The sequence below is a fragment of the Streptomyces scabichelini genome (genome assembly GCF_011045015.1).
In the GTDB taxonomy this organism is placed as follows: domain Bacteria; phylum Actinomycetota; class Actinomycetes; order Streptomycetales; family Streptomycetaceae; genus Streptomyces; species Streptomyces scabichelini.
This window is the reverse complement of sequence record NZ_JAAKZY010000142.1, coordinates 1-26,690: the sequence shown is the minus strand read 5'-3', so window position 1 is coordinate 26,690 and position 26,690 is coordinate 1. Positions and strand designations below refer to the sequence as shown.

26 protein-coding genes and 1 pseudogene are annotated in these 26,690 nt (G+C 70.1%); 14 read left to right on the top strand and 13 right to left on the bottom strand.

The genetic code is table 11. The features are described 5' to 3' along the window. Positions 1-201 (top strand): annotated as a pseudogene (locus G5C60_RS34035) (DUF309 domain-containing protein); the annotation flags it as partial. A gap of 215 nt (positions 202-416) precedes the next feature. After that, entirely contained in the window at positions 417-1,187 is a 771-nt protein-coding gene (gene cobF, locus G5C60_RS34030; RefSeq protein WP_338146012.1) for a precorrin-6A synthase (deacetylating), read from the top strand. Positions 1,188-1,256: 69 nt separating this feature from the next. Here cobF and G5C60_RS34025 read toward each other — a convergent pair whose 3' ends face one another. Next, positions 1,257-2,015 (bottom strand): cobalt-precorrin-6A reductase, encoded by a 759-nt coding sequence (locus G5C60_RS34025; RefSeq protein ID WP_165264995.1) that lies wholly within the window; start codon positions 2,013-2,015, stop codon positions 1,257-1,259. 92 nt (positions 2,016-2,107) lie between these two features. Then, positions 2,108-2,881, bottom strand: coding sequence for a sulfite exporter TauE/SafE family protein (locus G5C60_RS34020; protein ID WP_165264985.1), 774 nt, complete (start codon positions 2,879-2,881; stop codon positions 2,108-2,110). Between the two features lie 172 nt (positions 2,882-3,053). On the opposite strand from G5C60_RS34020, the gene G5C60_RS34015 reads away from it, so the two are divergent. The 6 genes from G5C60_RS34015 (at position 3,054) to G5C60_RS33990 (ending at position 6,759) form a co-directional block, all read left to right on the top strand. Continuing rightward, positions 3,054-3,863: an alpha/beta hydrolase gene (locus G5C60_RS34015; RefSeq protein ID WP_165264983.1), complete on the top strand. Its 810-nt coding sequence runs from the start codon at positions 3,054-3,056 to the stop codon at positions 3,861-3,863. Between the two features lie 184 nt (positions 3,864-4,047). Next, positions 4,048-4,320, top strand: a complete 273-nt coding sequence (locus tag G5C60_RS34010) for a WhiB family transcriptional regulator (protein ID WP_165264981.1) — start codon at positions 4,048-4,050, stop codon at positions 4,318-4,320. Next, positions 4,317-4,796 carry a Dps family protein gene (locus tag G5C60_RS34005; protein ID WP_165264979.1) on the top strand — a complete coding sequence of 160 codons (480 nt, stop codon included), beginning with the start codon at positions 4,317-4,319 and terminating at the stop codon, positions 4,794-4,796. The genes G5C60_RS34010 and G5C60_RS34005 overlap by 4 nt, the downstream gene beginning before the upstream one ends. Before the next feature lie 63 nt (positions 4,797-4,859). Then, complete coding sequence (locus G5C60_RS34000) at positions 4,860-5,213, top strand: DUF3140 domain-containing protein (protein WP_165264977.1); 354 nt, start codon at positions 4,860-4,862, stop codon at positions 5,211-5,213. Next, positions 5,210-5,884: an HhH-GDP family DNA glycosylase gene (locus tag G5C60_RS33995; RefSeq protein ID WP_165264975.1), complete on the top strand. Its 675-nt coding sequence runs from the start codon at positions 5,210-5,212 to the stop codon at positions 5,882-5,884. The genes G5C60_RS34000 and G5C60_RS33995 overlap by 4 nt, the downstream gene beginning before the upstream one ends. A 59-nt stretch (positions 5,885-5,943) precedes the next feature. Beyond that, positions 5,944-6,759, top strand: a complete 816-nt coding sequence (locus G5C60_RS33990; protein ID WP_165264973.1) for an SAM-dependent methyltransferase — start codon at positions 5,944-5,946, stop codon at positions 6,757-6,759. Positions 6,760-6,795: 36 nt separating this feature from the next. On the opposite strand, the gene G5C60_RS33985 is transcribed toward G5C60_RS33990, so the two are convergent. From G5C60_RS33985 to G5C60_RS33950, 8 genes are all read right to left on the bottom strand, one after another. Continuing rightward, positions 6,796-7,488 (bottom strand): SDR family NAD(P)-dependent oxidoreductase, encoded by a 693-nt coding sequence (locus tag G5C60_RS33985; protein WP_165264971.1) that lies wholly within the window; start codon positions 7,486-7,488, stop codon positions 6,796-6,798. Then, positions 7,481-8,404 (bottom strand): cupin domain-containing protein, encoded by a 924-nt coding sequence (locus G5C60_RS33980; RefSeq protein WP_241267282.1) that lies wholly within the window; start codon positions 8,402-8,404, stop codon positions 7,481-7,483. The genes G5C60_RS33985 and G5C60_RS33980 overlap by 8 nt, the downstream gene beginning before the upstream one ends. Positions 8,405-8,441: 37 nt before the next feature. Beyond that, positions 8,442-9,806 carry an amidohydrolase family protein gene (locus G5C60_RS33975; protein ID WP_165264969.1) on the bottom strand — a complete coding sequence of 455 codons (1,365 nt, stop codon included), beginning with the start codon at positions 9,804-9,806 and terminating at the stop codon, positions 8,442-8,444. Positions 9,807-9,828: 22 nt separating this feature from the next. Then, positions 9,829-10,809: a pyruvate dehydrogenase complex E1 component subunit beta gene (locus G5C60_RS33970; RefSeq protein ID WP_165264966.1), complete on the bottom strand. Its 981-nt coding sequence runs from the start codon at positions 10,807-10,809 to the stop codon at positions 9,829-9,831. Further along, on the bottom strand, positions 10,797-11,807 hold the full coding sequence (locus tag G5C60_RS33965) for a thiamine pyrophosphate-dependent dehydrogenase E1 component subunit alpha (protein WP_165264964.1): 1,011 nt from the start codon (positions 11,805-11,807) through the stop codon (positions 10,797-10,799). The genes G5C60_RS33970 and G5C60_RS33965 overlap by 13 nt, the downstream gene beginning before the upstream one ends. After that, the gene (locus tag G5C60_RS33960) at positions 11,804-13,165 is read right to left on the bottom strand and encodes a M24 family metallopeptidase (protein ID WP_165264962.1); all 1,362 of its coding nucleotides are present in this window, start codon (positions 13,163-13,165) and stop codon (positions 11,804-11,806) included. Before G5C60_RS33960 ends, G5C60_RS33965 begins: the two co-directional genes overlap by 4 nt. A 54-nt stretch (positions 13,166-13,219) precedes the next feature. After that, entirely contained in the window at positions 13,220-13,873 is a 654-nt protein-coding gene (locus G5C60_RS53780; protein WP_165264960.1) for a cupin domain-containing protein, read from the bottom strand. Between the two features lie 100 nt (positions 13,874-13,973). Beyond that, positions 13,974-16,055 (bottom strand): pectinesterase family protein, encoded by a 2,082-nt coding sequence (locus G5C60_RS33950; protein WP_165264958.1) that lies wholly within the window; start codon positions 16,053-16,055, stop codon positions 13,974-13,976. Positions 16,056-16,183: 128 nt separating this feature from the next. Between G5C60_RS33950 and G5C60_RS33945 the strand changes: the two genes are divergently transcribed. Both G5C60_RS33945 and G5C60_RS33940 read left to right on the top strand, forming a co-directional pair. Then, complete coding sequence (locus tag G5C60_RS33945) at positions 16,184-16,891, top strand: AAA family ATPase (protein WP_165264956.1); 708 nt, start codon at positions 16,184-16,186, stop codon at positions 16,889-16,891. A gap of 122 nt (positions 16,892-17,013) precedes the next feature. Then, a complete protein-coding gene (locus G5C60_RS33940) occupies positions 17,014-19,110 on the top strand; it encodes an ATP-binding protein (RefSeq protein WP_165264954.1) in 2,097 nt (698 codons plus the stop codon). 118 nt (positions 19,111-19,228) lie between these two features. Here G5C60_RS33940 and G5C60_RS33935 read toward each other — a convergent pair whose 3' ends face one another. Further along, positions 19,229-19,984 carry an alpha/beta fold hydrolase gene (locus G5C60_RS33935; protein WP_165264952.1) on the bottom strand — a complete coding sequence of 252 codons (756 nt, stop codon included), beginning with the start codon at positions 19,982-19,984 and terminating at the stop codon, positions 19,229-19,231. Positions 19,985-20,197: 213 nt separating this feature from the next. On the opposite strand from G5C60_RS33935, the gene G5C60_RS33930 reads away from it, so the two are divergent. The 3 genes from G5C60_RS33930 to G5C60_RS33920 are packed head-to-tail and all read left to right on the top strand — an operon-like array spanning position 20,198 to position 22,487. Next, positions 20,198-20,956, top strand: a complete 759-nt coding sequence (locus tag G5C60_RS33930; RefSeq protein WP_165264950.1) for a helix-turn-helix transcriptional regulator — start codon at positions 20,198-20,200, stop codon at positions 20,954-20,956. Then, complete coding sequence (locus tag G5C60_RS33925) at positions 20,953-21,927, top strand: threo-3-hydroxy-L-aspartate ammonia-lyase (RefSeq protein WP_165264948.1); 975 nt, start codon at positions 20,953-20,955, stop codon at positions 21,925-21,927. The genes G5C60_RS33930 and G5C60_RS33925 overlap by 4 nt, the downstream gene beginning before the upstream one ends. A gap of 32 nt (positions 21,928-21,959) precedes the next feature. Beyond that, on the top strand, positions 21,960-22,487 hold the full coding sequence (locus G5C60_RS33920) for an NUDIX hydrolase family protein (RefSeq protein ID WP_165264991.1): 528 nt from the start codon (positions 21,960-21,962) through the stop codon (positions 22,485-22,487). A gap of 67 nt (positions 22,488-22,554) precedes the next feature. On the opposite strand, the gene G5C60_RS33915 is transcribed toward G5C60_RS33920, so the two are convergent. Together G5C60_RS33915 and G5C60_RS33910 are read right to left on the bottom strand one after the other, a co-directional pair. Continuing rightward, complete coding sequence (locus G5C60_RS33915; protein ID WP_420907436.1) at positions 22,555-23,304, bottom strand: ABC transporter ATP-binding protein; 750 nt, start codon at positions 23,302-23,304, stop codon at positions 22,555-22,557. Between the two features lie 58 nt (positions 23,305-23,362). Further along, positions 23,363-24,607: an ABC transporter substrate-binding protein gene (locus G5C60_RS33910; RefSeq protein WP_165264946.1), complete on the bottom strand. Its 1,245-nt coding sequence runs from the start codon at positions 24,605-24,607 to the stop codon at positions 23,363-23,365. A gap of 174 nt (positions 24,608-24,781) precedes the next feature. On the opposite strand from G5C60_RS33910, the gene G5C60_RS33905 reads away from it, so the two are divergent. After that, positions 24,782-26,690: ABC transporter permease subunit (locus tag G5C60_RS33905; RefSeq protein ID WP_165264944.1), on the top strand; the 1,909-nt coding region annotated here is incomplete at its 3' end.

The window sequence follows — 26,690 nt, the reverse complement described above, 5'->3', positions numbered from 1 at the left end:
ACGGGTGGGGCGCGACTGTTGCGGCGGGGTGCCGGGGCGGTCGAGGAGTGGGGGGCGGAGGCCGGGCTGGAGCGGCCGTACGGCATGGATCTGCCGGAACTCGTCGCCTGGGCGCGGGAGTTGGCCGACGTCGTGGAGCGGGACGGGGCCGCGGTGGACGCGGGGGCGTGGGCTCCTCGGCTGCGCGGGAGCAAGCCGTAGCGGCGCGAATGCGACGCCCGGCGGGGCGTGCGCGACGCAGGGCTGGTGCTGGGCGCGGCGTACGCAACGCCGTGCCAGCGTCAGCGCCAGGGGCCTACGCGACGTGGAGCCGGCGCCGGGCGGGGCGGCACGCGACGCAGGGCCCGATGCCTGCCATTCCCGGTCCGGTCAGGTGCGGTGATCGGACTGTCAGTGGCGTGGGGCAGACTCGGGGTGTGCGAAAGATTCATGTGATCGGCATTGGGGCGGGCGACCCCGACCAGCTGACCCTTCAGGCGGTCAAAGCGCTGAGGAGCACGGACGTGTTCTTCATCCTGGACAAGGGCGAGGTGAAGTCGGACCTCGTCCAGTTGCGCCGTGACATTCTCGACGCGCACATACCGGACGGGGCGTACCGGCTGGTGGAGGCCCGCGATCCGGAGCGGGACCGGGCCGCCGGGAGTGCGGGCTACTCCCCCGCCGTCGGGGACTGGCGCAGGGCCCGCGCCGACATCTACGAGCATTTGATCGCCGAGGAGTTGGGCGAGGACGAGAGCGGGGCGTTCCTGGTGTGGGGCGATCCCTCGCTGTACGACAGCACGCTCGGGATCCTGGAGGAGATCCTCGAGCGGGGCTCGGTGTCCTTCGACTACGACGTCGTGCCCGGCATCAGCAGCGTCTCCGCCCTCGTCGCCCGGCACCGCACGGGCCTCAACCGTGTCGCCGGGCCCGTCCAGATCACGACGGGCCGACGCCTCGCCGAGGGCTTCCCCGAGGGCGTCGACGACGTCGTCGTGATGCTCGACGCCCACCAGGCCTTCCAGCGGTACGCCGACCAGGACATCGACATCTACTGGGGCGCCTACATAGGCACACCGGACGAGATCCTCGCCTCGGGTCCCCTCGCGGAAACCGCACCCCGTATCACCGAACTCCGCGCGAAGGCTCGCGAGCGCAAGGGCTGGATCATGGACACGTACTTGCTGCGCAGGCGGCCGCGGGGATAGGGCGCCGCCGGCACCACCCGCCGCCGGCTCCCACCGGAGGTGACTCGTGCTGTCGACATGTCGACCGGATCAGCGCCCCGGCCGCGAAAGGCTGGCGTCCAGCCGGGCCAGGGCCTCCGCGACGTCGGCGGCCGGTGCCACGCCATCCGGCAGCGGGGGACGGCGTACGACCACGACCGGAAGGCCGAGGGTGCGGGCGGCCGTCAGCTTGGCCGACGTGGCGGCGCCGCCGCTGTCCTTGGTGACCAGGACGTCGATGCGGTGCTCGCGCAGGAGGGCCGTCTCGCCCTCCACCGTGAATGGGCCGCGCGCCAGCAGCACTTCCGTATGGCGCGGCATCGGCGGCTCGGGAGGCTCCACCGAGCGTACGAGGAAGTCCAGTTCGGACAGCGGGGCGAAGGCCGCCAGGCCCAGGCGGCCCGTCGTCAGGAAGACGCGGCGGCCCAGCGTCGGGAGCATGTCGGCGGCTTCGGCGAGGGAGGCCGCCGGGTGCCAGCGGTCGCCGGGGCCGGGTTCCCAGCCGGGGCGGCGTACGACTACGGCCGGGACGCCCACGGCCGCCGCGGCCCGCACCGCGTTCGCCGTGATGCCCGCCGCGAAGGGATGCGTGGCATCGACGAGGGCGTCCACGTGCTCCGCGCGCAGCCATTCCGCGAGCCCTTCCACCCCGCCGAAACCCCCGATGCGTACGTCCCCGTCGAGCGCCCCCGGCCGGGACACGCGGCCCGCGAGCGATGTGGTCACGCGCACGCCGGGCCGGGCGGCGAGGGCTGCGGCGAGTGCGCGGGCCTCGGTGGTGCCGCCGAGGACCAGAACGTGCGGGGCCATGGCCGGGTGCGGGGACATGGCGTCGAGCGTACGGGCCGGAGAAGTCGGCAGAGCGCCGGGCTCGGCGGAGGTCAGAGCGCAGAGCGCCGGGCTCAGCGCAGCAGGAGCTGCGCCCCGCCCACCACGGTCGCCGCGATCACCAGCTGCTCGAAGAGCCGCTGGTTGATGCGGTTCACGGCGAACTTGCCGATGACGGCGCCGGGCACGACGAAGGCGGCGAGGGCGGCGTCCAGCAGCAGCGAGCGGCCGTCGATCAGGCCGAGGCCCACGCTGAAGGGCACCTTGGACACGTTGACGATCAGGAAGAAGAAGGCCGAGGTGCCCAGGAAGCCGAGCTTGCGGAAGCCCGCGGAGAGGAGATACATCGACATGACCGGGCCGCCCGCGTTGGCGACCATCGTGGTGAAGCCGCCGAGTACGCCGTACGAACGCGCCTTGATCCGGCCCGCTCGCGAGGTCACGGACTCCGGCTCCTCCTCCACCGTGGCCTTCCGGCGGCGCCACACCGTGACCCCGGCCATCAGCAGCAGAATCGCGCCGATCGACATCCGTACGATCTGGTCGTCCGCCCACATCAGGAACACCGTGCCGACGACCACACCTGCCGCCACCGCGGGGAACAGCCGCCACAGCGTGGGCCAGTGCGCGTGCCGCCGGTAGGTGAGCACGGCGAGCACGTCGCCGACGATGAGTACGGGCAGCAGTACGCCGGTCGAGGCGCGGGCGGGCAGGACGGCTGCGAAGATCGCGAGGCTGACCGTGTTGGCCCCGCTCACGGCGGTCTTCGAGAAGCCGACGAGCATGGCCGCGGCGGCGAGTGCGGCGAACTCCCAGGCGGAGATGTGCCAGAGCGTCATCGTGTTCATGCGGGAACCGATGCTATGCGCAGCCATCTCGCCGTGTCAGGACCGTCTCGCCAGTTGGCCCTTGCCCGTACGGGACACAAGGCGAGGGAGTGGCCGGTCTCGTACTGTGGACCGCCGCCCCCCTCCCCTGGGAAGATCCTCCGGAACCTTTGCCGACGTCGATGGAGGAGCCATGGCCGACTCCCGCGAGCACACCCTCAACGGCACCAGGGGCAGCATCACCGCACGCGAGTGGCCACGGGAGCGGCCGCGGTATCTGGTGCTCCTGGTCCACGGTTACGGGGAGCACATCGGCCGGTACGAGTACGTGGCGGACGTACTGAACGGGCATGGCGCGGCGGTGTTCGGGCCCGATCACATGGGGCACGGGAAGTCGGCGGGCGAGCAGGTGCTGATCGAGGACTTCGAGGACGTGGTGACCGACGTCCACGCGGTGGAGCGGCTGGCCCGCGCCGCGTATCCCGGGGTGCCGGTCGTGCTGATCGGCCACTCGATGGGCGGGCTCATCGCGGCGCGGTACGCGCAGCGGTACGGCGACGGTCTCACCGCCCTCGTGCTGTCCGGTCCGGTGATCGGTGACTGGGAGGTGCCCCGGCGGCTGCTCCCGCACGACCCCATCCCCGACGTGCCCATCGACCCCGCCACGCTCTCGCGCGACGCGTCGGTCGGCGAGGCGTACGCGGCGGATCCCCTCGTCTGGCACGGCCCCTTCAAGCGCCCGACGCTGGAGGCCTTCGTCCGCACCCTGGAGACCATCTCCAAGGGCGGTGACGTGGGTACTCTCCCGCTGCTGTGGCTGCACGGCGACGACGACCGGATCGTGCCGCTGCCCGCCAGCCGCGCGGGCGTCGAGGAACTGCGCGGGGGCGACTGGACCGAGCGTGTGTACGCGGGCGCGCAGCACGAGGTGTTCAACGAGACGAACAAGGACGAGGTCCTCGCGGACGTGACCGGCTTCGTGGACCGCGTGCTCGGGGCCTGAGCGGGCCGCATGCCCGGACCTGAGCGGACCGCGTGACCGGCCCTGATCGGACCACATCCCCCGAACCTGAGCGGACCACGTGCCCGGACCCGAGCGGATCGCGTGACCGGCCTTGAGCGGACCACATCCCCGGGACCGGAATCACGGGTGTTTCCGCTGATCCGCCCTGGGCACTCGCGCCCGCATGGAGTGGTTGCGGAGAGCAGCCTGCGCGGATGAGGACCCGGAACTGTTCTTCCCCGTGGGCACGACAGGACCGGCCCTGCAGGACATCGCGGCCGCCAAGCGGATCTGTGCCCGCTGCCCGGTGTCCTACCAGTGCCTGGTCTGGGCGCTCGACACCGGACAGACCTCGGGTGTGTGGGGCGGAACGTGCGAGGAGGAACGCGCGGCGCTGCTTCGTGTCGTCCGACGTGAAACCACAAGCCGCGAAACCGCAAGGAGAAACGCGTCATGACTGTGGTGAAGAGCTCCCTTCCCGACGCCGCACGTCAGGTGGTCGGGGACGCCCTGCAGGGCACCCTGGTGGACCTGCTGGGGCTGTCACTCATCGGCAAGCAGGTCCACTGGAACGTCGTGGGCCCGCGGTTCCGCACGATTCACTTCCAGCTCGACGAGGTCGTCGCCACGGCGCGTTCGTACTCCGACACCGTGGCCGAACGCGCCGCGGCACTCGGCATCCCGCCCGACGGCCGGCCCGAGACCATCGCCACGACCTGCGGCTTCCAGAGCCCGAAGGAAGGCTGGGTCCAGGACACCGAGGTCGTCGGCCTGCTCATCGAGTCCCTGGACACGACCATCGGGCAACTGCGGGAGCGGATCGAGGCGACGGACGAGGCCGATCGCGTCACCCAGGATCTGCTGATCGGTCTCACGGCCGAACTCGAGAAGCACCGCTGGATGTTCCAGGCCGAGGACTGGCCACGCGACTGACGACCGCAAGGCGCCAGAACGGAGGGCGCCGAACGGAAGGCGCCGGAACGGAAGGGGTACGTCATGGCCGACGCCCTCGAACTGGACGCGCTGTGGGACGAGTTCCACCGTGTGGTGAACATGACCTCACAGGAACTCGCCGCCTGGCTGAGGGTGCGTGACGCGGGCGAGGAGACGGAACCGCTGCCGGAACACGCGGGTTCGCCCACCGGTGAGCATGTCCTGGCCATCCTCCAGAAGCGCCGCACGGACCTCACCGACGACGACCTCAGCGTGATGTACGAGGTCGTGGACACGGTCGAGGCCCAGACGGACCCCGCGCAGGAGCCCACGCCCCAGGAGGCCACGGCCCAAGAGACCGAGCGCCGTCATCGGCTGATGACGCTGGGCCACGATCCGCTCAAGCCGTCGTCATGACCAGCCGGGACGGCCGGGTCATCGAGACGCTGGTCGCCGAACACGGCCGTACGTTCGCCGAGGAGGCCGGCATCAAGCTGCGGAACACACCGCAGCCGCTGTACCGCACCCTGGTGATGGCCTGCCTCCTCAGCGCGCGGATCCGCGGTTCCGTCGCCGTCGCGACCACGCGTGCACTGCACGAGGCGGGGTTGCGTGATCCGCGCCGGATGGCCGACGCGAGCTGGCAGGAGCGGGTCGACGCGCTGGGCGAGGGCGGCTACCGGCGCTACGACGAGCGCACGGCGACCATGCTCGGCGACGGGGCGGAGCTCGTGCTGGAGCGCTGGGGCGGCGATCTGCGGCGGATGCGGGACGAGGCGGACGGCGACCTCGACGAACTGCGTTCGCTGCTGCGGGAGATACCGGGTCTCGGTCCGGCGGGCGTGGACATCTTCCTGCGCGAGGTGCAGCGGGTCTGGCGGGAGGCCGCGCCCCATCTCGACGCGAAGGCGTTGCAGGGCGCGGAACGGCTCGGGCTGCCCCAGGAGCCCGACCACCTGGTGAAGCTCGCCGGTCACACCGAACCGGCCGTGCTGGCGGCCGCGTTGGTGCGGGCCGCGCTCGACAAGAAGGTCGTGGAGGACGTTCTGCGGCGCGCGGAGGAAAGGGACGCGGAGGAAAAGGACTGAGGCAAAGGACGTAGCGGTGCCAGACTGCTCGCACATCGCGACGAGCAGAGGAGTGCCGCATGGCCGGGACCGAACCCTCCCTCCACCGGATCGACACCAGCAAGCCGCATCCGGCACGGGTGTACGACTGGTATCTGGGCGGCAAGGACAACTACCAGATCGACGAGGAACTGGGGCGCCAGATCCTGGCGTTGGAGCCGCAAGCCAAGTTATCGGCCCGCAGCAACCGCTGGTTCATGCACCGCGCCACACGCTGGCTGGCCCGGGAGGCGGGCATCCGGCAGTTCCTAGACATCGGCACGGGCATCCCGACGGAGCCCAACCTGCACCAGATCGCGCAGTCCACGGCTCGTGACGCGCGGATCGTGTACGTCGACAACGATCCCATCGTGCTGGCCCACGCGGAGGCGCTGCTGCGCGGCACCCCGGAAGGCGTGACGGAGTACGTCCAGGCGGATGTGCGCGAGCCCCGCAAGATCCTCGACCAGGCCGAGCGCGTCCTCGACTTCGACCGGCCCATCGCGCTGTCGTTGATCGCGCTGATGCACTTCGTCTCGGACGATGACGGCGCGTACGACCTGGTGGGCAGCCTGGTCGACGCGCTGCCGGCCGGCAGCTGTCTCGTACTGTCGATGATCACCGGGGACTACGATCCGGAGAACATGGAGCGGGCCGTCCAGATGTACGCGGCGGGCGGCGTCACGCTCGTGGCCCGCTCGCACGCCGAAGTGACCCGGTTCTTCACGGGACTCGAGTTGGTTGAGCCGGGCGTGGTCTCACTGCCGCAGTGGCACCCCGAACTGGCGGAGGGCGAGGACCCCTTGGGGGACACGCAAGTGCCGCTGTACGCGGGCGTGGGGATCAAGGGCCCGTAGGTTTCACGCCTCAGCGAGGGCCAGGACAGATCGAGCTCATCCCAGGAGCCACCCACCGTCGACGTTCAGCTCGACCGCGTTGACCGAGCGGTTGCGGAGCAGGAAGTCCACGGCGTCCACCACGTCGCGCATCGTGGCGAGGCGCCCGGTGGGTGTCTGGGTGCGCAGGGTCGCGAGCACCTCGCCCGGCTTGACCAGCCAGTACGGGCTGTCGCCGACGACGCCCGGGTGGACGGCGTTGACCCGGATCGGCGCGAGTTCGACGGCGAGGGTGTTCACCAGGCCGGACACGCCCGCGTTGACGGTCGCCACCGTGGTCGCGCCCGGGTAGGGCCGCTCCTTGGCCTGCCCGCCGAACACCACGATGGCGCTGTCGTCGTGCAGCCGCGGCCGCAGCGCGTGCACCACTTCGGTGTAGCCGACGAGCTTGAGCGTCACGAGGTGCAGTGCCGCTTCGATGTCGTACTCCGTGACGTAGTTGTCGTCCCGGGAAACGCCCGCGAGTACGAGATGGTCCACGCGTCCGACGCCCTCCAGCGCCGCGGCGATCTCCTGTGGCCGCGAGAGGTCCAGGGCCAGGCCACGGGCGCCGAATTCCTTGCCGACGGTATCGGCGCGGTGGGCGTCGCGGCCGGTGAGGACGACCTCGTCACCGCGGTCCGCGCGGAAGCGGGCGAACTCACGGCCGATTCCGGAGGTGCCGCCGATCACGACCACGCTCTCACTCATGTTTCTCCTCCTGTTGTTTCTCCTCCAGTGCCTCGCGCAGGTAGTCCCAGTCCCTGGTGAACCGGTAGGAGTGCCGCGACGGCGGCTGCGGCGCCTGCGTCTCCAGCCAACGCACGGGTCCCGCACCGGCGTTGGCGAAGCCGTGTACGCAACCCGCGCCCGCCCATGCGGCGTCGCCCACACCCAGCCGGTGCCGCTGGCCGTCGAAGGTGGCGTCCACGGTGCCTTCGAGGATCAGATACGTCTCCTCGAAAGGGTGGTCGTGGGTGCCGGCGACGCCGTCGGGCGCGTACTGCACCATGAACATCGTCGAGGCGACCGCGCCGAGATCGCTGTCCACCATCATCTTCACGGTGATGCCGCTGTAGACGAGCAGCGCGGTCCGCATGCTCGCCGACACGGAGAGGAGGTCCTGGGACTGCTTGCCGGGGTCCATCTGGGCGGGCTCGAAGTGGCCGAACGAGCGGGTGCGCGGGTCACGTACGTCGATGCTGACCGGCTCGCGGGCCGGCAGGGCGGGCACGGCCTGGGTGTCGTACCCGTAGCGTGCCCGCGGCACCGGCGCGAGCATGTCCGCCCAGCGTGCGGCGGTGTCCCCGGCGCCGCGCCAGGCGTGCGGCACACCCGTCGGCAGCAGTCCGTAGTCGCCTTCTTCGAGCAGGTACGAGCCCTCGGGCACATCGAGGATCACCGTCCCCGACAGCACGTGGAAGGACTCCTCGTACGCGTGCACGTGCGCGCCGATCGCTCCGTCCGGCGCCAGCTCGCAGACGCCGAAGCCGGTGTGCACGACGCCGTCCGCCTCGTCGACGACCGTCCGCCGCCGGAAGCCCGTGCTGCCGGGCGCCAGCTGGGGTGGGACGGCGAACGTGGCGTCCGCAGCCCGCCGTACGACGAAGTGGGTCATGCCCGTCATGCCTGCCCTTTCCTCCGCGCCCTCCGTCCGGATTCCCTCACACCTGCTGCTTCTTCCGGGCCTCGACCGCCGCCACAAGCCGGTCGCGGGACTCCTCGACCAGCCGCCGTGCCCGCCCGGTGTCGGCGAGCAGCTTGCCGTCGCGCTTACGGACCGTGCCGTCGACGATGACCGTCTCGACGTTGGACACGTCCGCGCACAGCGTCACCGCGGCCACCGGGTCGATCAGGGGCGCGATGTTGAGGGCGGTCGCGTCGATGGCGACGATGTCGGCGCGCTTGCCGGGGGTCAGTGAGCCGGTGCGGTGCTCAAGTCCCGCGACATGCGCGCCGTTGATCGTGGCGATCTCCAGCATCTGACGTGCGGTCAGCATCGTTTCGGGGACGGGGGTGTCGGCCTGCCAGCACTCGGCGTTGACCCGGGCGCGCTCGCCGCCGAAGGCCGCGCGGATCTGGGTGAACATGTCGCCGGGCACGGTGGTGACCACATCGATGCTCAGTGAGGGCCGCAGCCCGTACTCGATCGCCTTCATCACGGGCGGCCAGCCGTGCCCCATCTGCTGTTCCACCTGCGGCGCGATGGAGACCGTACCGCCGCTGTCGGCGACCATCCGCCACTCCTCCTCACTGAAGTAGCAGCAGTGGATGTAGGTGGTGTCGGAGCCGAGCAGCCCGAGGTCGTGCAGCTGCTTGACCATCCCGAAGCGCCCCGCGAGCCGGCCCATGCCGACGTGCACGGTGATCGGGATGTCCAACTCGCGTGCGAGCCGCCACTCGGCCTCGACGACGTCGTTGATGCAGAATCCCGGGCCGCGGGTCGCCAGGGCCATGGTCAGCAGGCCGTCGTCGGAGGAGAAATGGCTCTCCCTCACGCGGCGCACGTCGTCCCCGGGTATGGCGATCTTGCTGTCGAACCAGTAGTCGGCGAGGGAGGTGTTGGCGCTGCCGTACGCGTACTGGGCGCGGATCCCGGTCTCGCCCAGCGCCCGCACCGCCGCGTCCGGATGCTCGGGCGTGTTGTTGATGTGGGACCAGTCGACGAGGGTGGTGATCCCGGCGTTCAGGCACTCCAGGGAGCCCGCCAGATTGCCCGCGTACACGTCCTCGGGGCCGTAGACGGGTGCGAAGGTGTCGAGGACTTCCACGAAGTAGTCGTCGAGTGTGGCGTCGGGCGCGCAGCCGCGGATGGGCGCCTCCCAGGTGTGGCGGTGGGTGTCGACGAAGCCCGGCACGAGGATGCGGCCCGTCATGTCCAGGACTTCGGCGTCCACGTCGGCGGAGATCTGCCGTTCGACCGCCGCGATCTTCCCGTCCTCGATCAGTACGTCTCCTTCGGGCAGGTCCCCGATGTCGGGGTCCATCGAGATCACATGGCCCGAGCGCAGAAGCATCCGACTGGTCATCGCCCTTCCTCCCATGGTGTGTTCAGTACGCGGCGAGCTGCCGGATCGTCGTCACGACCTTGTCGACGGTGGGGATGACCTGCTCTTCGAGCGCGTCCGCGAAGGGCAGCGGCACGCACTCGGCCGCGACCCGGCGTACGGGCGCGTCGAGGAGTCCGAAGCCCTCGTCGGCGACGACCGACACGAGCGTGCCGCCCCACCCGCCCTGGTACGGGTTCTCCTCGACGGTCACGAGCCGTGAGGTCCTGGCGAGGGAAGCGAGCACCGTCCGGACGTCCAGCGGCACCAGGCAGCGCAGGTCGATCACCTCGGCGTCGATGTCCTCCTCGGCCAGCCGCTCTGCGGCCGTCAGCGCCACGGGCACCATCGAGGCGAGGGCGACGAGCGTGATGTCCGCGCCCTCGCGGACGACGGCGGCCTGCCCCAGCTCGACCACGTGGTCCGGTGGCGCGGGCGCCCCCTTGGTCGCGAGCAGGCCCTTGTGCTCGAAGAAGACCACGGGGTCGTCGCTGCGGACGGCGGCCGCCATCATGCCGACCACGTCCGCGGGCGTGGCGGGTGCCGCGATCTTCAGTCCGGGGACGGTGAGGGCCCAGTTCTCGGTCGCCTGGGAGTGCTGCGCGCCGAAGCCGAGACCGCCGCCGTTGGCCGTACGCACCACGAGGGGCACGGTGACCTGGCCGCCGGTCATGTACCGGACCTTGGGGATCTCGTTGGCGAGGTAGTCCCAGCAACAGGCGAGGAAGTCCGAGAACATGATCTCTGCGACGGGCCGCATGCCGGTCATCGCGGCGCCCATCGCCGCGCCGACGATGGCCTGTTCGGAGATCGGCGTGTCCCACACCCGCTCCGGCCCGAATTCCTTGTGCAGCCCGACGGTCGTCTTGAACACGCCGCCCGCGGCCCCGATGTCCTCGCCCAGGCAGACGACCGAGGGATCGCGCCGCATCTCGCGCGCGATGCCTTCGGCGACCGCCTCGCGGTACGTGATCACGTCCGCCACGCCGCACCTCCGTCCGCCCATACGTCGGTCAGCGCCTCCCGCGGATCGGGCGCGGGCGCGTTCTTCGCGGCCTCGACCGCCTCCTGTACGAGGCCGGCTGCGCGCGCGTCGGCTTCGGTGACCGCTTCCTCGGGCACACCCAGTTCGGCGAGGCGGCCGCGGGCGAGGTCCAGCGGGTCGTGCTTGAGCCAGCGCTCCACCTCCTCCGCCGGGCGGTAGGTGGCCGGGTCGGAGCGGCTGTGCCCGAAGTGCCGGTAGGTCTGCGCCTCAAGCAGGCTGGGCCCGTCTCCCGCGCGGGCCCGGTCCGCCAGCCGGCCCACTGCCTCCTGGACGAGGACCACGTCATTGCCGTCGACGATCTCGCCGGGGATGCCGTACGCGGGTGCACGGTCCGCCGCGGGGTTCGCCACGGCGGTGACGTCGGCGATCGGCGTGTACTCCATGTAGAGGTTGTTCTCGCAGACGAACAGCACGGGCAGCTTCCATACGGCCGCCAGGTTCAGTGCCTCGTGGAAGGCGCCGATGTTGGTCGCGCCGTCACCGAAGAAGGCCACCGCGATCTGTCCGGTGCCGCGCAGCCGGGCCGACCAGGCGGCGCCGACCGCCATGGGCAGATGGGCGCCGACGATGGCGTACGAACCGAGCATGTTGCCCGACGCCTTGGTGAGGTGCATCGAGCCGCCCTTGGCCTTGCACAGGCCGGTGGCGCGGCTCATCAGCTCGGCGAGGCACTCCTCGGGGGTGGCGCCGCGGGCCAGGGCGTGATGGTGGCCCCGGTAGGTCGCGAACACGTAGTCGTCGTCTCTGAGCGCCGCACTCGCGCCGACCGCGATCGCCTCCTGTCCGGCGGCGAGGTGGGTGGTGCCCTTGACGAGGCCGGACAGGAACAGGTCGTGGGCGGCCTTCTCCGTACGCCGGATCACGGCCATCTGCTCGTAGAGCGCGAGGAGTTGGGCCGCGTTCGGCTGGACGGCGTTCGCTCGGGTCACGTTCGTCATGGCTCACCCCTGCCCTTGCGGGTGTTCTCGCCCCTGCCCTCGCGGGTGTTGAGGTGGGACTGCGCCTCGCGCCGGGTGTTGAGTTCGCCACCCACGGTCCAGTACTTGCGGCCTGCCACGAGCAGTTCCTCGGCCGGGAACTTGGTGATCACCTCGCACCCGTCGGCGGTGACGACGACCTCCTCCTCGATCCGGGCGGCCGACCAGCCGTCCGCGGCCGGCCAGTACGTCTCCAGCGCGAACACCATGCCCTCTTCGAGGACTTCTGGATGGTCGAGCGAGACGAGGCGGCTGAAGATGGGCTTCTCCCAGATCGACAGGCCCACCCCGTGCCCGTACTGCAGCGCGAAGGCGGCGGTCTCGTCCGGGAAGCCGAACTCCTCGGCGCGCGGCCAGACCTGGACGATGTCGGCGGTCGTGGCACCCGGCCGGACCAGGGCGATGGCCTCGTCCATGTAGGCGCGGCAGCGGACGTACGCGTCGCGCTGCGCGGCGGAGGCGCTGCCGACGGCGAACGTGCGGTAGTAGCAGGTGCGGTAGCCGAGGTGGCTGTGCAGGATGTCGAAGAAGGCGGGGTCGCCGGGGCGGATCAGCCGGTCGCTGTAGACGTGCGGGTGGGGTGAACAGCGCTCCCCCGAGATGGCGTTGACGCCTTCGACGTACTCGCTGCCCAGGTCGTAGAGGACCTTGCTTACGAGCCCGACGCACTCGTTCTCGCGCACGCCGGGGCGCAGGTAGCCGTACAGCTCCTCGTATGCCGCGTCGACCATCGAGCAGGCCTGGGTGAGCAGGGAGATCTCGTCGGGGGTCTTGATGCGACGGGCCTCCAGGAAGACCTGCTGGCCGTCGACGACGTCGATGCCCTGTTCCTTGAGGGCGTGGAGTACGGGCATCTCGGCCAGGTCGACGCCCAACGGCTCGCCCGCCAGGCCGTGGTCGCGCAGCACCTGGGCGATCTTGGCGGCGACGTCCTCAGCGATCCCGGCGTCCGGGTGGAAGGCGCCCCGGAGCGTCGAAATCCCGGCGCGGGCGCCGGTGGGCGGGCCGCCTTTGCCGTCGCTGTAGTCGAGCCACGGGTTGTAGAGCTGGTGGTGGCGGGCGGCGGAGCCGAAGTCCCAGACGACCGGTTCGCCGCCGCGGACGAGCAGCGCGAAGCGGATCAGCTTGTCCATGGCCCAGGTGCCGATGTGGGTGGAGGACATGTAGCGGATGTTGGAGAAGTCGAAGCTGAGCAGTGCGCCCAGTTCGGAACGGTTCAGCGCGGCGTTCAGCCGGCCGAGCCGCTCCTTGCGCAGCCTGTCCAGGTCGACGCGCTCTTCCCAGTCGACGGCGTTGGGCCCGAAAGTGCGGATCGCCATGGCGAACCTCCCCTTCGAGTGAACGACCGTCCGTCGGGGGTGTCAAGGCAACTGTCAAGGCATACTGAACACGAACCAGACGCCGACGGCCGGCTCGTCCCCGTCGTTGCGATAGCGGTGCGGCGTCGTCGACTCGAAGGACACCGCGTCGCCGGGCCGGAGCGTGTACTCCTCGAAGCCGAGGGTGAGCACCAGCTCGCCGGAGGTGAGGTAGCCGTACTCCGTGCCGGGGTGCCGCATCAGTCCGCCGGTGCTGGAGGAGGCGCCGCCGGGACGGTAGGTCACCAGCAGGAAGTCGACGTCCGCACCCGGGACACGGCCGAGACGTTCCCATACGACACCCGAGTCGAGCTCGAGGATCTCACGCTCGTCGGCCCTGACCAGCGGCCCTATCCGGTGGCCCGGGTCGGCGGCGAATGCGGCGAGCGCGTGCAGGACGGTGCCGGGCGGACCACCGGCAACTGCCGGGGCCGGGGCGGGAAGGAGCGCGGTCTCCTCCCCGTCGAAAAGCGACTCGACGGGGATGGAGAGCGCGGTGGTGATCGCGTACAGCGTGCTGACCGACGGCTGGCTCTTGCCGGTCTCGATCTGCGAGATCAGGCTCGCCGACACCCCGATCTCCCGCGCCAGACCGCGCAGGCTCATGCCCCGCGCGGTGCGCGCCTGCCGGATGCGCGCACCGACGGGCGGCACGACCACTGGGGACACGGGCGGCTCCTCTCACAGGCACCGTTCGCTCCCATTGAACAGCGGGATCGAGCGGAGCGGAGGGCCTGCCCGGAAACTCTTCTGCGAGCCGGAAACTCTTCTACGAGGCGGAGGGCGTCCAGTCGCCCAGCCAGTCGCCGATCTCCTGGTCGGCGGCCTGCGCGTCGGTCAGCTGGGGTCGGTCGCCGCTCGCGGAGCCGGAGCCGGGGCCGGTGTTCTTGTACTCGGCGAACCGGTCGTCCTTCCACGAGAAGCCGCTCATGTCGGTCCACGGAGCGGACTTGATCGCGCTGCTCAGGGACGTGTTACGGACCGTGGTCTGCGGATCGAGAGCGGCGTCACCGCCCGCGTGCCAGGGGCGGCCCAGGTGGAAGCTGGACGCGGACACATCGCCCTTGACCGTGCTGTTGGCGATCAGGATGCCCTTGCGCCCCGCGGCCGTGCTGGGTGCCGTGACGTACCCCGCCGAGTCGCCGTTCCACCGCTTCTTCAGCGTGATCACCGACTTGTTGATCACCGCGCTGGCCCGGCCGAAGATGAAGTCGACGTTCCCGACGATGTAGGAGTTGTTGACGTAGACCCGGCCGAGCTTGTCCTTGGACTGCGTGTCCAGCAGCAGCGTGTCCTGGTCACCGGTGACGATGACGCCGTCCAGGAAGACCTTGTCGGCGGCGGTGCGCAGGGCGACGGCCTGGTGTCCGTTCAGGCTCTGGTTCTTCGCCTCGTCGAAGTCGTTGTCGATGGTGAGGTTACGGGCCTGGAAGTCATCGGCCTCGACGGCGACGGTCGCGCTTCCGCTGGTGCCGTAGTTCCCCGAACCGTCCGGCTTCGGCGTCCCCGAGGCGTTGTTGAAGACGATCACGGTGTCCTTGCGGCTGGCACCCGTGCCCTGGAACGTCACATGCGGCTTGTCGCGCGGAACCTTGACCAGCTCGCGGTAGGTGCCGGGCTTGATGGAGATGACGACCCGTGAAGTGTTGTTCGCCGGTACGGCGTTGACCGCGGCCTGGACGGTCGAGAACTGGCCGCTGCCGTCCTTGGCGACGGTGAGCGTGGTCGCGGCGGCGCCCGCCTTCGTACTCGTACCCGCACTCGCCGCCGTACCGATCGAAGTCCGCGGCCCCGCACCGGACTTGAGCAGCGCCGGGACGTCGGCCGCCTTGTCGAGGGTGTACTTGTAGAAGCTCTTCGGGTCGAAAGCCGTGCCACCGCTCTCGTTGCGGCCGCTGGTGCCGGAGAAGACGTTGCCGCGCTGGACCAGGGCGGCGGTGCTGTCCTTGGTGACGGGGTTCTTGAGCCCCTCGAAGACGCTGTTCTCCAGCACCATCTTCGTGTTGCCTCGCGCATAGTTGCCGTAGGACGTGGTGATGTCCGTGTTCGGCACGTCCTGAAGGTAATTGTTGTAGAGATGCGCGTGGGCCACGTTGTCGGTGGACGGATTGCGCTGCTCGGTCTCGCGGAACCAGTTGTGGTGGATCGTGAGGTCGGCTGTCGTGTTCTCGGTCCAGCCGATGCCGAACGTCTTGTTGTTGTCGCTCAGCTTGTTCCAGGACACCGTCACGTTGGTGGTGTCCTTGCGGCTGTCGATCAGACCGTCGGCCATGTGCCGCAGGTCGTTGTGGTCAATCCAGACATGGTGCGCGCCGTCCATCTGGATGGCGTCCCAGTCGTGGTCCTTGTCGTTCCAGATGCCCTCGTACGAGTCCCGGATCGTCAGGTTCCGGATGATCACGTTGTGTACGCCCTGGCCGAGGAAGAAGCCGCCGCCGACGATCTGCCCGGAGGTCCCCGCCCCCACGATCGTCTTGTCCGAGGCGACCTTGATCTCCTTGCCCTTGGGATCCATGGTGATCGCGCCGGCCACGACAATGACGTACGGATCCGGGGCCGTCGCGTACTTCTCCAGATCGGCGAGCGTCTTCACGGTGACGGTCTTGCCGTCCCGACCGCCGTAAGTACCGTTCTGGCCCTGGGAGTTGACCGACGCGAAGCCGTCGGCGACGTCATCGGCCCACGCCGGGGCCGCGGTCGCCGCCGAAGCGTTCTGCTGCGCGTCCTCGCCGAACACACCCAGATCCGTGCCGTACGCCATACCCGCCGCGGCGGCCACCGCCACCGGGATCCCGATCGACAGACCGACCCTGCGCCTGCGGTGCCGCGCCTTCTGCTGCTTCGCTTCCATTACTCAACCGCCCTGGTGACATGAATTCGTGCATTGCGCCAGGCAGTTGCCGCTCCGGGCGAAAGGGTTGCCGCGTTTCCGGCCGCGAAATTTTCGAGGCGTCCGGCGCCCCGTGAGAGACTCGGCGTGTGATCGTCGAACGCGCGTACGCACATGTATCCACGTACGAGGATGGCAAGTGGCCCTGGTCCGTGCCCTGTGTTCGCGGGCTTCTGTCGGACGGACTGCGCTTCACCGCTCCGGTGACCTTCGTGGTCGGGGAGAACGGTTCGGGCAAGTCGACCCTGGTCGAAGCCCTCGCGGAGGGCTTCGGCCTTGACTCCTGGGGCGGCTCGCACGACTGGAAGCATGCGAGCCCTCGCGGCAAGTCGGTGCTCGGTGAACGGATCCGCTTCGACGCGGCACCGGGCGGGCGGCGCATGCTGGGCAGTTGGTCCGCCCGCAAGGGGTTCTTCCTGCGGGCGGAGACGGCGAAGGACGCGCTGAACCGGGAAGGGTTCGCACCGGATTCCATCAGTCACGGCGAGGGCTTCCTGGCCGCGTTCCGGGGGAAGTTCCTCCAGCCAGGGCTGTATGTGATGGACGAGCCGGAGGCGGCGCTCTCGTTCTCCTCCTGCCTCGAACTGCTGGGCCACATCGACCAGTTGGTGAAGAAGGGCGGCCAGGTCATCTGCGCCACCCACTCTCCGCTGCTGACGGCGCTGCCGGGTGCGGACATCGTCGAGGTCGGCGAGCACGGCATGCACCGCGTGGAGTGGCGCGAACTCGCCCTCGTCGACCACTGGCGCCGCTATCTCGCCGACCCGCAGGCTTATCTGCGGCATGTTCTCGACTGACCGGCCGACCACCGGTCCGAGGGACACGACGTCAGGGTCTCGACCGCGGGCCCGCCTCCTCGGGAGAAGACTCCCGAAGAATCCAGATGGTCGTTCAGGGGGAGTCAGTCATGGAGTCGGTCATGAGGACGGACAGCGACCGGCATCGTTCACTCGGCCAGACCCTGGCGGCGGGCCGGGACCGGGCTTTCGTCGGGCGGGAAACGGAACTCGCCCTGTTTCGCGCCGCCTTGGCGGAAACACCGGGAGCCAGGCCGGTGCACTACCTGCACGGCCCAGGAGGCATCGGCAAGTCCATGCTGTTGCGCAGGTTCGCCGCTGAGGCCCGGTCGGCGGGCCGTCCGGTGGTCGAGGTGGACGGCCGTATCATCGCCCCGACACCCGAGGGCTTCATGCACGCGGCGGGCACCGGCCTCCACGAGCCCGGTGTGGTGCTGCTCTTGGACACGTTCGAACAATGCCAGGGACTCGAGGGCTGGCTGTGGGAGCACTTCCTTCCCACTCTGCCCGTCGGCAGCGTGGTGGTCGTGGCCGGACGCCTCGCCCCGGATCCACGGCTGACCTCGGACCCGGGGTGGCACAGCCTGCTCCAGGTCACCGCACTGCGCAATCTCGTCCCCGACGAATCCGTACAGTTCCTCGCGGCACGCGGCGTGCCGCTCGACGCGCACGAGACGCTGCTGTCCTTCACCGGCGGCAATCCCCTGGCACTCGCGCTCGCAGCCGCCGTCGCAGAGAAGGACGCATCGGCCGCCCCGAGCTGGAAACCGAGCCAGGACGTCATCGCGATCCTGCTGCCGCAGCTCATCGGGGACATCCCTGACGCCGCTCACCGCAAGGCGCTGGAGATCTGCGCCCACGCGCACGTCACCACCGAGTCGCTGCTGCGCGCCCTCCAGGGGGACGGGGCCCCGGAACTGTTCGCCTGGCTGCGCCGCCAGCCGTTCGTCGAGTCGACCGGCGTGGGGCTGTTCCCGCACGACGCCGTACGGGAGGTGCTCGTAGCGGACCTGAAGTGGCGTGACCCGGAAGGCTTCTCCGCGATGCACCGGGACACGCTCGAACACCATCTGCGACAGCTCCGCTCGGCACCCGAGTCGCAGATGCTGCATGCCACCGGCGCACTCATCTTTCTCTTCCGGACCGACCGGCAGATGTCCGAGTTCAACTTCTGGCGCGAGGTCGGCCTGGCCCAGGAACAGGAGTACGCACCGGGTGACCGGGAGCGCGTACTGAGCCTGGCCGAGGAGACGGAGGGCGCCGAGTCCGCCTCGGTCGTCGCCTTCTGGCTGGACCGGCAGCCCGGGGCTTTCCGCGTCTACCGCTCCACCCACACCGGTGAGGTCGTCGCCTTCTTCGCCTGGCTGCGCCTGTCGGATCCCGAGGAGGGGACCGACATCGATCCGGTGGTCGCCGCGGCCTGGGAGCACGCACGGTCCACCGGGCCTCTGCGGCCGGGCGAGCACATGGGTCTTGCCCGCTTCTCCGTCCACCCGCCGGCGTACCAGCGGCCGTCGTGCCCCATGACGCTCATGCAGTGGCGTGCGACCGGGGAGATGATCCGGGCGGAGCGGCTGGCCTGGTCGTACGTCGTGATGCGGGACGACGGCTACTGGAACGCCCATCTCGAGGACATCAACATGGTGCCCGCCAAGACGCGTCCCGAGGTCGGAGGCCATGCCTACGCGCTGTTCGCCCACGACTGGCGCCTCCAGCCTCCCGGGCCCTGGCTGGCCGCGAAGACCGAGGCGATGCTGACGGGCCACTCGATGGCGCCCGGGCAGCAGTCGCGGGACGGCGAGCTGACAGTGCTGTCACGCCCCGAGTTCGACGCGGCGGTGCGGGACGCCCTGCGTGCGGTGCGGCGGCCCCAGTCACTTGCGGACAACCCGCTGAACCGCAGCCGCCTGGTCCGCGAGGGCGGACAGAACCTGCCCGACGTCCTCACCCGGGCCGCACAGGCGCTCCGGGACGAAAGGGGCGGCGAGAAGCGACACCGCGCCGTCATGGTCACCTACTTCAGGGGCTCCCCCACCCAGGAGGCCGCGGCAGCACGGCTGGACCTGCCCTTCAGCACGTACCGGAGACACCTCGTGTCCGGCGTCGAGCGCATGAGCGACCTGTTGTGGCGCCATGAGCTGGGCGGTCCGGACGTTGTTGGCGGTTCGGACGTCGTGAGCGGTACGGACGTGGCGCCCACCGCCGAACCGGACGGTTGACCAGCTGGTCGACCGGCCGGTTGGGCGTATGCGGGCGACGACGCTGTTCGGCCGTACGGCCGGACAGTGTCGCGAAAGCGCGTGTCCGTGGGGCGAGTTGCTGCTCGCCGTGATCGGTTCAGCCCTCGCTGACGCCGGCCCAGAACCGTTCCAGCGCGGCGGCCGCGTTGTCGGGGTCCTCCAGCATCCACCAGTGGCCGACTCCCTCGAGCCGTTCGGTGCGGGCCCCGAGGCGGGCGGCCATCTCGTCGGACGCCGCCGGGTCGTCGAAGGGGTCGAGCAGGGCCTGGATCACCAACCCGGGGGCGGAGGCGGGGCCGGACAGTTGGTCCGCCAAGTGGGCATGAAGGTTGGGCGTCGCCGAGCGGTAGAGGGCCAGGATGCACTCCGCCATGGTGGCGTCGAACTTCTCGCCCATCGCCTTGGCGTCCTCGGCGGGCACACCCGCCCCGGTGAGCTGCACCCCGGGACTCTCCGGACTTCCCGGTGCGGCCTCGACCGAGGCCTTCGCCCACTGCTCCCCCGCTCCCGGCGTCTGCCAGAGCCTGGCCAGGTCGTGCCAGACGTAGTCGGGGTGGAGAATGCCCACCACGTCGATGACCCAACTCCGCACAGGAACAGAGGACTTCGTGGCCACCCGCGCCACGAGCAGCGCGCCCCAGTCGTGCCCGACCAGGTCGACCGGTCCGTCCACGTCCCGTAATGCCTGCTCCAGCCATTGCGTGTACTCGTCCATGGTCGCGCCGAATCCGGCGGGACGCGGCACACCGAAACCGGGCAGGTCCAACGCGATCGAGTCGGTCGAGAGCCGAGCACGGAGCCGGTCCCACAGCCGGCCGGTCTCGGGCACACCATGAACGAACACCGCGGTCATTTCGACACCTTCCCCCCGGATCCAACCGCCCCGTACGGGGACCCAACACACACCGTACGTCCCGTAAGGACAAGCTTTCGCCGTTCTGGACATGTAGTCTAGGCACTGGACGAATAATCCAGCCTCATTCCAGAACCCATCCAGACCCATCCAGACCCACCCGGCCCCATCCAGACCCACTCGGACCCATTGATCCAGAACCTGGAGCATGCGATGTCGGCTGAGGAGCAGGACGCGATCATCGCCGCGCTCACCCCCGTCATCGACGGCATCGCCGCGACGCTCGGCTCGTTCTGCGAAGTGGTCGTGCACGACTTCCGGCGCCCGGAGGAATCCGTGGTCGCCATCGCGGGCTCGGTCACCGGGCGCCGTGTCGGCGGTTCGATGAGCGAGATCGGGATGGGCATCCTCGCCCGCGGCGACGAGGCCAGCGACGAGCTGAACTACCTCACCCGCACCGGGGACGGGAAGATCGTCAAGTCGTCGACCATGGTCCTGCGCGACTCCACCGGCAAGGTGTTCGGCGCCCTGTGCGTCAATCTCGACATCACGGCCGTCAACCAGGCCCACGCCTTGATCGGTGAAATCGCCGGGGTCACCACGGCACGGGCCGCCGTGCCGACGACGACGTTCGGCAACGACATCGGTTCCGTGGTGGACGCCATCGTCGACAGCCATCAGCTGCGGCAGAACAAGACCTGGTCCGAACTCGACCGTGGCCGGCGTCTCGAGTTGTTCCGCAGTCTGGACGAGCGCGGCGTCTTCGCCGTACGACGTGCGGTCGAGCAGGTCGCCGCCCGGCTCGGCATCTCCCGCGCCTCCGCCTACACCTACCTGTCCGACGCCAGGGCGACATCCACCACGTCCAACACGCCCAACACGTCCACCGCATCCACGGCGTCCCCGAGCGACGCGGCCACACCGGACGGCACCGAGCCCGGCGCCACAACCCCCGACGGAGCCCAGCCATGACCCACACTCCCCCGGTCACCCTCGACGACGTCCGCGCCGCCGCCGCGCAGATCAAGGGCGTGGCGCACCGCACCCCCGTGCTGCGTTCACGCACCCTGGACGCGCTCGTCGGCGCACAGGTCTTCGTCAAGTGCGAGAACTTCCAGCGCGTCGGCGCGTTCAAGTTCCGCGGCGCCTACAACGCCGCCTCCCGACTGTCACCGGAGCAGCTGGCCAAGGGCATCGCCGCCTACTCCTCCGGCAACCACGCCCAGGCCGTCGCCCTCGCCGCACGGGAACTGGGCACCACCGCGGTGATCCTCATGCCCGAGGACACGCCTCAGTCCAAGGTGGACGCCACCGCCGGTTACGGCGCGGAGATCGTCACGTACGACCGCTACACCGGCGACCGTGTCGCCATCGGCGAGGCCCTCGCCGCCGACCGCGGCCTTGCGCTCATCCCGCCGTACGAGCATCCGCAGGTGATCGCAGGACAGGGCACCGCCGCACTCGAACTGGTCGAGGAGGCCGGGGAGTTGGATGCCCTGGTGGTGCCGGTGGGCGGTGGTGGGCTGATCGCCGGCAGCGCCACCGCGGCCAAGGGCGTGCACCCCGGGACCCGGGTGATCGGCATCGAGCCGGAGGCCGGGGACGACACCAAGCGGTCCCTTCAGGCCGGCCGACGTGTCTCCATCCCCGTGCCGCGCACGATCGCCGACGGCCAGGCGGCGGACATCCCCGGCGAGCTGACCTTCTCCGTCAACCAGCGCCTGGTCGACGACGTCTTCCTGGTCACCGACGACGAGATCCGCCACGCGATGCGGTTCGCCTTCGAGCGCCTGAAGATCGTGATCGAGCCCAGCGGCGCCACCGGCCTTGCCGCCCTGCTGGCCGGCCGCGTCGACCGCCTCCCGTCCCGCGTCGGCGTGATCATCTCGGGCGGCAACATCAATGTCCGGCGCTTCGCCGAACTGTGCGGGAGCGAAAGCTGAGACCTTGAAAGTATGATCAGCGAATGTCTGACATGACCGAAACCACGCCCGGCTGGCTGAGTCCCGACGAGCTCGAGCAGGCGCGCGCCCGCATGCCGATCCTGTACGTCGAGGCCGTACCCGTGAGAGTCGACGACAGCGGCGAAGTCACCAGCATCGGACTGCTGCTGCGCATCGGGTCGGACGGAACGGTCAGCCGCAACCTCGTCTCCGGCCGTGTGCTGCACCACGAGCGCGTCCGGGACGCCCTCCTCCGCCACCTGGAGAAGGACCTCGGCCCGATGGCACTGCCCCAGGTGCCGTCGTCCTTGCAGCCCTTCACCGTCGCCGAGTACTTCCCGACGCAGGGGATCACGCCGTTCCACGACCCCCGCCAGCACGCGGTGGCCCTCGCCTACATCGTCCCGGTGACCGGCGACTGCCGTCCCCGCCAGGACGCTCTCGACCTGGTCTGGTTCAGCCCCCAGGAAGCTTCGGAGGCGCTGGTCCAGAGTGAGATGCCGGGCGGGCAGGGAGTCCTCCTCAAGCAGGCCCTCGCACACGTCGGCTGCCTGTCCTGAGCAGGCGCGCACCCTCCGTGACGCCGACGCGAACCCGCCGTGACGTGGGCGCGCCCCGCCGTGACGCTCACATGGACGACGAGGTCCCCGGACGGGCGAGGTAGGAGGACTCGACGGCGTCCAGGTTCTCGCGGAGTTCCCGCGGGGTGCCGGCCATCTCGATCCGGCCCCGGCGCAGCACGTACACCCGGTCCGCGATGTCCAGCACCTTGCGTACGTGCTGCTCGACCAGCAGCGCCCCCAGGCCGCGGTCGGCGGCTTCGCGCACCGCGCGCAGCAGCCGCTCGACCACCAACGGGGCGAGCCCGAGCGACAGTTCGTCGGCGAGGAGGAGCCGGGGCGACCGGCACAGGGCACGGGCCAGCGAGAGCATCTGCTGCTCGCCGCCGGAGAGCATGCCCGCGCCGGTCCTGAGCCGCTTCTCGAGTTCGGGGAAGAGCTCCAGGGCGCGGGCGGCCTCCACCCGGCCGACCCGCAGGTTCTCGGCCGTGTCGAGCCGGGTGAAGACCGCACGCTCGCCGACGTAGGCGAGGCCCTGCCTGGCCCGGCGGTGCAGCGGTGCCCGGCTGACACCGCCCAGCCAGCGCACCTCTCCGCTCATCGGGGCCAGATCGCCCGCCAGCACCCTCAGCGTCGTGGTCTTGCCCGCACCGTTGGGCCCGAGCAGCGCGACGACCTCGCCGGGACGCACCTCGATGTCGAGGTCGCGTACGACGGGCTGGGTGCCGTACCCGGCGGACAGGGCGCGGGTCGCGATCAGGGCCTCCGCGGGCGCCTCGGGCGCGGCGCCGGGACGGTCGGGTGCGCTGGTGGCCACAGGACTTCTCCTTCCGTGAGTTTCGTGGATTCCGCTTTCGCGGACGGTGCGGCTTCGCTCAGCCGCCCGACGCGGCCGTCAGGGCTTTCCGGACGTCGACGAAGCTCGACCCCGACTTCGCCCACTCGATCTTGCCGTCGCGCAGCACCAGCTCGGTGGCGGTGGTGTTGTGGATGCGGTTCAGGCCCTTCATGGGCAGGGCGGTGGCGGACGTCCAGTTCAGCGGCGGTGTCAGGCCACCGGTGTCGATGCCCTTCGCGGTGTTGAGCTCGTTCACCAGGGCCTTGGAGGTGATCTCCGGCAACTTCCCGGCGGCCTCGCTGAAGACCGTGAACGCCACCCAGGCCGTCGCGTTGGCGCCGTTGGAGAGGTCGACGTCCTTGCCCTCGGTGGCTTCGACGCCGTCCTTCCAGGCGGGGTCGGAGATGGGCGGGTAGTAGCCGGTGATGACGGAGCCCTCCAGCGGGCTGCCGGCGCCGCCGGTGCTTTCTGCCAGCTCCGGGGTGAGGTTGCCGACGACGCTGCCGAGCTCGGTCTTGGCGCCGGACTGCAGGTACGACTTCACGAACAGGTCCGAGTGCGTGCCCAGGATGACGCTCACGCAGTCGCTGTTCTTGGTCGCGGCAGCCACCTGCGGAGCGAGGTCCGTGGCGGTGACCGGCACCTTCAGGTCCTTCGGCGGCGTGCCGCCGGCGGAGGTCACGCCCAGGCCGAGGAACTGCGTGACGATCGCGGCGGCGGCGACGTCGTACCGCACACCGGAGATCTTCTTGCAGCCCTCCTCCACGAGCTGCCGGCCGTGCGCGGCGAAGACCACGGGCGTGCCGCCGTTGACCGGGAAGGACAGCGGGTTGGAGAACTCCGCGGCCGACACGCCGGTCCCGCCGATGTAGGGGATGCCGGCCTTCTCCAGGATCGGCATGTAGCGGTCCCCGGCGAGGCTGTACGAGCCGACCACCGCGACCACCTTTTCGCTGACCGCCTGCTGGGCGCAGTTCTCGGCCTCGTCGGGGTCGTTCTTCTCGTTGCAGGTGAGGACCTTGAGCGGGCCGCCCTTGATCCCGCCGTTCGCGTTGATCCACTTCTCGTACGCCTGGGCCGTGATCCGGACGCCGGGCTGCGCGCTGCCCTGGGTGTTCTCCGGCGCCCAGACCATCACCTTGACCGGTGCACCGGTCAGCGAGGACGCCGAGGTGCTCCCGGCGGACTCCTCCTCCGAACCCCCGCAGCCCGCGGCGAGCAGGGCTCCGGTCATCGCGAGACAGCTCGCTGCGGTACTTCTGCGTCGGCGTGAGTTGTTCATGGTTCCTCCGCGAAGGCTCGCGCCCCGAACGGGCGACGTTGAAGACGCGACCAGCATGGAGCGCGACGTTTGGTTAGAGAAGTACTCTTGCCAGAATTATTTAAATAAATGTGCTGTCTAGTCTTGCCGCGCCACCCTGCGTTCGCTACTCATGAAGCCCTGGAGGTTCATCTGGTGGACGACATCCTGCGCTTCGCGCTCCTGGGCCTCGGGCTCGGCGCGCTCTACGCGCTCACCGCTCAAGGCATCGTGCTGATCTACAGAGGCTCCGGCGTACTGAACTTCGCGCACGGCGCGATCGGGATGGCCGCCGCCTATGTGCAATGGGAGCTCGCCGTGCAGAACGGCGTGCCCTACTGGACCGCCGTCGGGTGCGGGGTCCTCGTGGCCGGGCTGCTGGGGGTGCTCACCCATCTGCTGGTGATGCGCCCGCTGCGCCGGGCATCCTCGCTGGCCCGGCTGGTCGGCACACTGGCGGTGTTCATCGTGCTCACCGCCGCGGCCGTCAAACGGTACGGCGACAGCGTGCAGCTCGTGCCCGGCAAACTGCCGTCCGGACTGCTGGAGATCGCCGGGGCGACCGTGTCCGAGGACCGGATCTGGCTGCTCGGCATCGCGATCGCCATCACGGTCGCGCTACATCTCCTCTACAAGCACAGCATGTTCGGCCTGGGCACCACGGCGGTCGCGGAGAACCAGAGCGCCGCCTCCTCGCTCGGCTGGTCCTCAGATCTGATCGCCGCCGCCAACTGGGGGCTCGGCTCGGCCCTCGCGGGGCTGACCGGCATCCTGATCGTGCCGGTCATCGGTCTGTCCGTGAACGGCCTGACCACTCTCCTGCTGAGCGCGCTGGCCGCCGCCCTGGTCGGCAGGTTCTCCTCGTTCCCCGTCACCCTGGCGGGCGGCCTCGTCATCGGCATCGTGCAGTCCGAACTGACCCGCTTCGGCACGGACGTCACCGGCCTCGCCGGGTCGGTGCCGTTCCTCGTCATCGCCCTGGTGCTGGTGGCACGGGGCCGGGCGCTGCCGCTGCGCGGCACGTTCCTCGACCGGCTGCCGGCGCTTGGCACCGGACGCGTGCGACCGGTGGCGCTGGCCGTCACTGTCGCCGTCGGCCTGCTGCTGGTGGGCCTGTCCACGCCGCAGTGGGCCGACGCGATCACCAACACCCTGGTGCTCGCCCTGATCATCCTGTCGATCGTGGTGGTCACCGGCTACGCGGGACAGGTCTCCCTCGCCGCCTACGCACTCGCCGGAACGGGCGCGTTCATCGCGGGCCACGCGGTGGCCGACTGGGGCTGGCCCTTCGAACTCGCCCTGCTCGCCGGTGTGTTGGGGACCGTGCCGATCGGCCTGCTGTTCGCGCTGCCCGCGGTCCGCACCCGCGGAGTCAACCTCGCGATCATCACCCTCGGCCTCGGCACCACGCTGGAGGTGATGATCTTCCAGAACACCGACTGGGCCACCACCCCCGGCAGCGACGGCATCGCGGTGGGCAAGCAGACGCTCTTCGGCATCGACATCTCGGGCGTCGACCATCCGCAGCGGTACGCGGCCCTGGTGCTGCTTCTCTTCATCGGCGCCGCGCTGGTGGTCGCCAACATCCGACGCAGCCGGACCGGCCGCCGGCTGATCGCGGTCCGCGCCAACGAGCGGGCCGCCGCTGCCCTCGGTATCGGCGTCCGTGCCACGAAGCTCTACGCGTTCGGGGTGTCCGCGGCGATCGCCGCACTCGCGGGCGTGCTGACCGGGTTCCGCTCGACCTCGGTGGTCTTCACCGACTTCGCGAGCTTCGACTCCATCACCGCCCTCGGTCTCGCGGTCATCGGCGGTGTCGGTTTCCTCGTCGGCCCGGTGTTCGGCGCCACGTTCGCCGCGGGCACGGTCGGCGCGCGCTTCGGGGATCTGGTGCTGCCGGGCCTGAGCGAGTGGATGCCGCTGATCGGCGGAGTCATTCTGCTGCTGACCCTGGTGGGGAACCAGGACGGGATCGGTCAAGGGGTCGGGAAGCAGGCGGCGGGAGTCGAGCGCAGGCTGTTCCGGCGGCGCTCCGGCGAACGGGCGCCGACGCCCGCCCCCGTTC

Coding starts and splice junctions, on each gene's coding strand:
- G5C60_RS34025 (WP_165264995.1), bottom strand. CDS start 2,015: ATGGCCCCGCACGTTCTGGTCCTCGGCGGCACCACCGAGGCCCGCGCA.
- G5C60_RS34020 (WP_165264985.1), bottom strand. CDS start 2,881: ATGAACACGATGACGCTCTGGCACATCTCCGCCTGGGAGTTCGCCGCA.
- G5C60_RS34015 (WP_165264983.1), top strand. CDS start 3,054: ATGGCCGACTCCCGCGAGCACACCCTCAACGGCACCAGGGGCAGCATC.
- G5C60_RS34010 (WP_165264981.1), top strand. CDS start 4,048: ATGGAGTGGTTGCGGAGAGCAGCCTGCGCGGATGAGGACCCGGAACTG.
- G5C60_RS34005 (WP_165264979.1), top strand. CDS start 4,317: ATGACTGTGGTGAAGAGCTCCCTTCCCGACGCCGCACGTCAGGTGGTC.
- G5C60_RS34000 (WP_165264977.1), top strand. CDS start 4,860: ATGGCCGACGCCCTCGAACTGGACGCGCTGTGGGACGAGTTCCACCGT.
- G5C60_RS33995 (WP_165264975.1), top strand. CDS start 5,210: ATGACCAGCCGGGACGGCCGGGTCATCGAGACGCTGGTCGCCGAACAC.
- G5C60_RS33990 (WP_165264973.1), top strand. CDS start 5,944: ATGGCCGGGACCGAACCCTCCCTCCACCGGATCGACACCAGCAAGCCG.
- G5C60_RS33985 (WP_165264971.1), bottom strand. CDS start 7,488: ATGAGTGAGAGCGTGGTCGTGATCGGCGGCACCTCCGGAATCGGCCGT.
- G5C60_RS33980 (WP_241267282.1), bottom strand. CDS start 8,404: ATGACGGGCATGACCCACTTCGTCGTACGGCGGGCTGCGGACGCCACG.
- G5C60_RS33975 (WP_165264969.1), bottom strand. CDS start 9,806: ATGACCAGTCGGATGCTTCTGCGCTCGGGCCATGTGATCTCGATGGAC.
- G5C60_RS33965 (WP_165264964.1), bottom strand. CDS start 11,807: ATGACGAACGTGACCCGAGCGAACGCCGTCCAGCCGAACGCGGCCCAA.
- G5C60_RS33960 (WP_165264962.1), bottom strand. CDS start 13,165: ATGGCGATCCGCACTTTCGGGCCCAACGCCGTCGACTGGGAAGAGCGC.
- G5C60_RS33950 (WP_165264958.1), bottom strand. CDS start 16,055: ATGGAAGCGAAGCAGCAGAAGGCGCGGCACCGCAGGCGCAGGGTCGGT.
- G5C60_RS33940 (WP_165264954.1), top strand. CDS start 17,014: ATGAGGACGGACAGCGACCGGCATCGTTCACTCGGCCAGACCCTGGCG.
- G5C60_RS33935 (WP_165264952.1), bottom strand. CDS start 19,984: ATGACCGCGGTGTTCGTTCATGGTGTGCCCGAGACCGGCCGGCTGTGG.
- G5C60_RS33930 (WP_165264950.1), top strand. CDS start 20,198: ATGTCGGCTGAGGAGCAGGACGCGATCATCGCCGCGCTCACCCCCGTC.
- G5C60_RS33925 (WP_165264948.1), top strand. CDS start 20,953: ATGACCCACACTCCCCCGGTCACCCTCGACGACGTCCGCGCCGCCGCC.
- G5C60_RS33920 (WP_165264991.1), top strand. CDS start 21,960: ATGACCGAAACCACGCCCGGCTGGCTGAGTCCCGACGAGCTCGAGCAG.
- G5C60_RS33910 (WP_165264946.1), bottom strand. CDS start 24,607: ATGAACAACTCACGCCGACGCAGAAGTACCGCAGCGAGCTGTCTCGCG.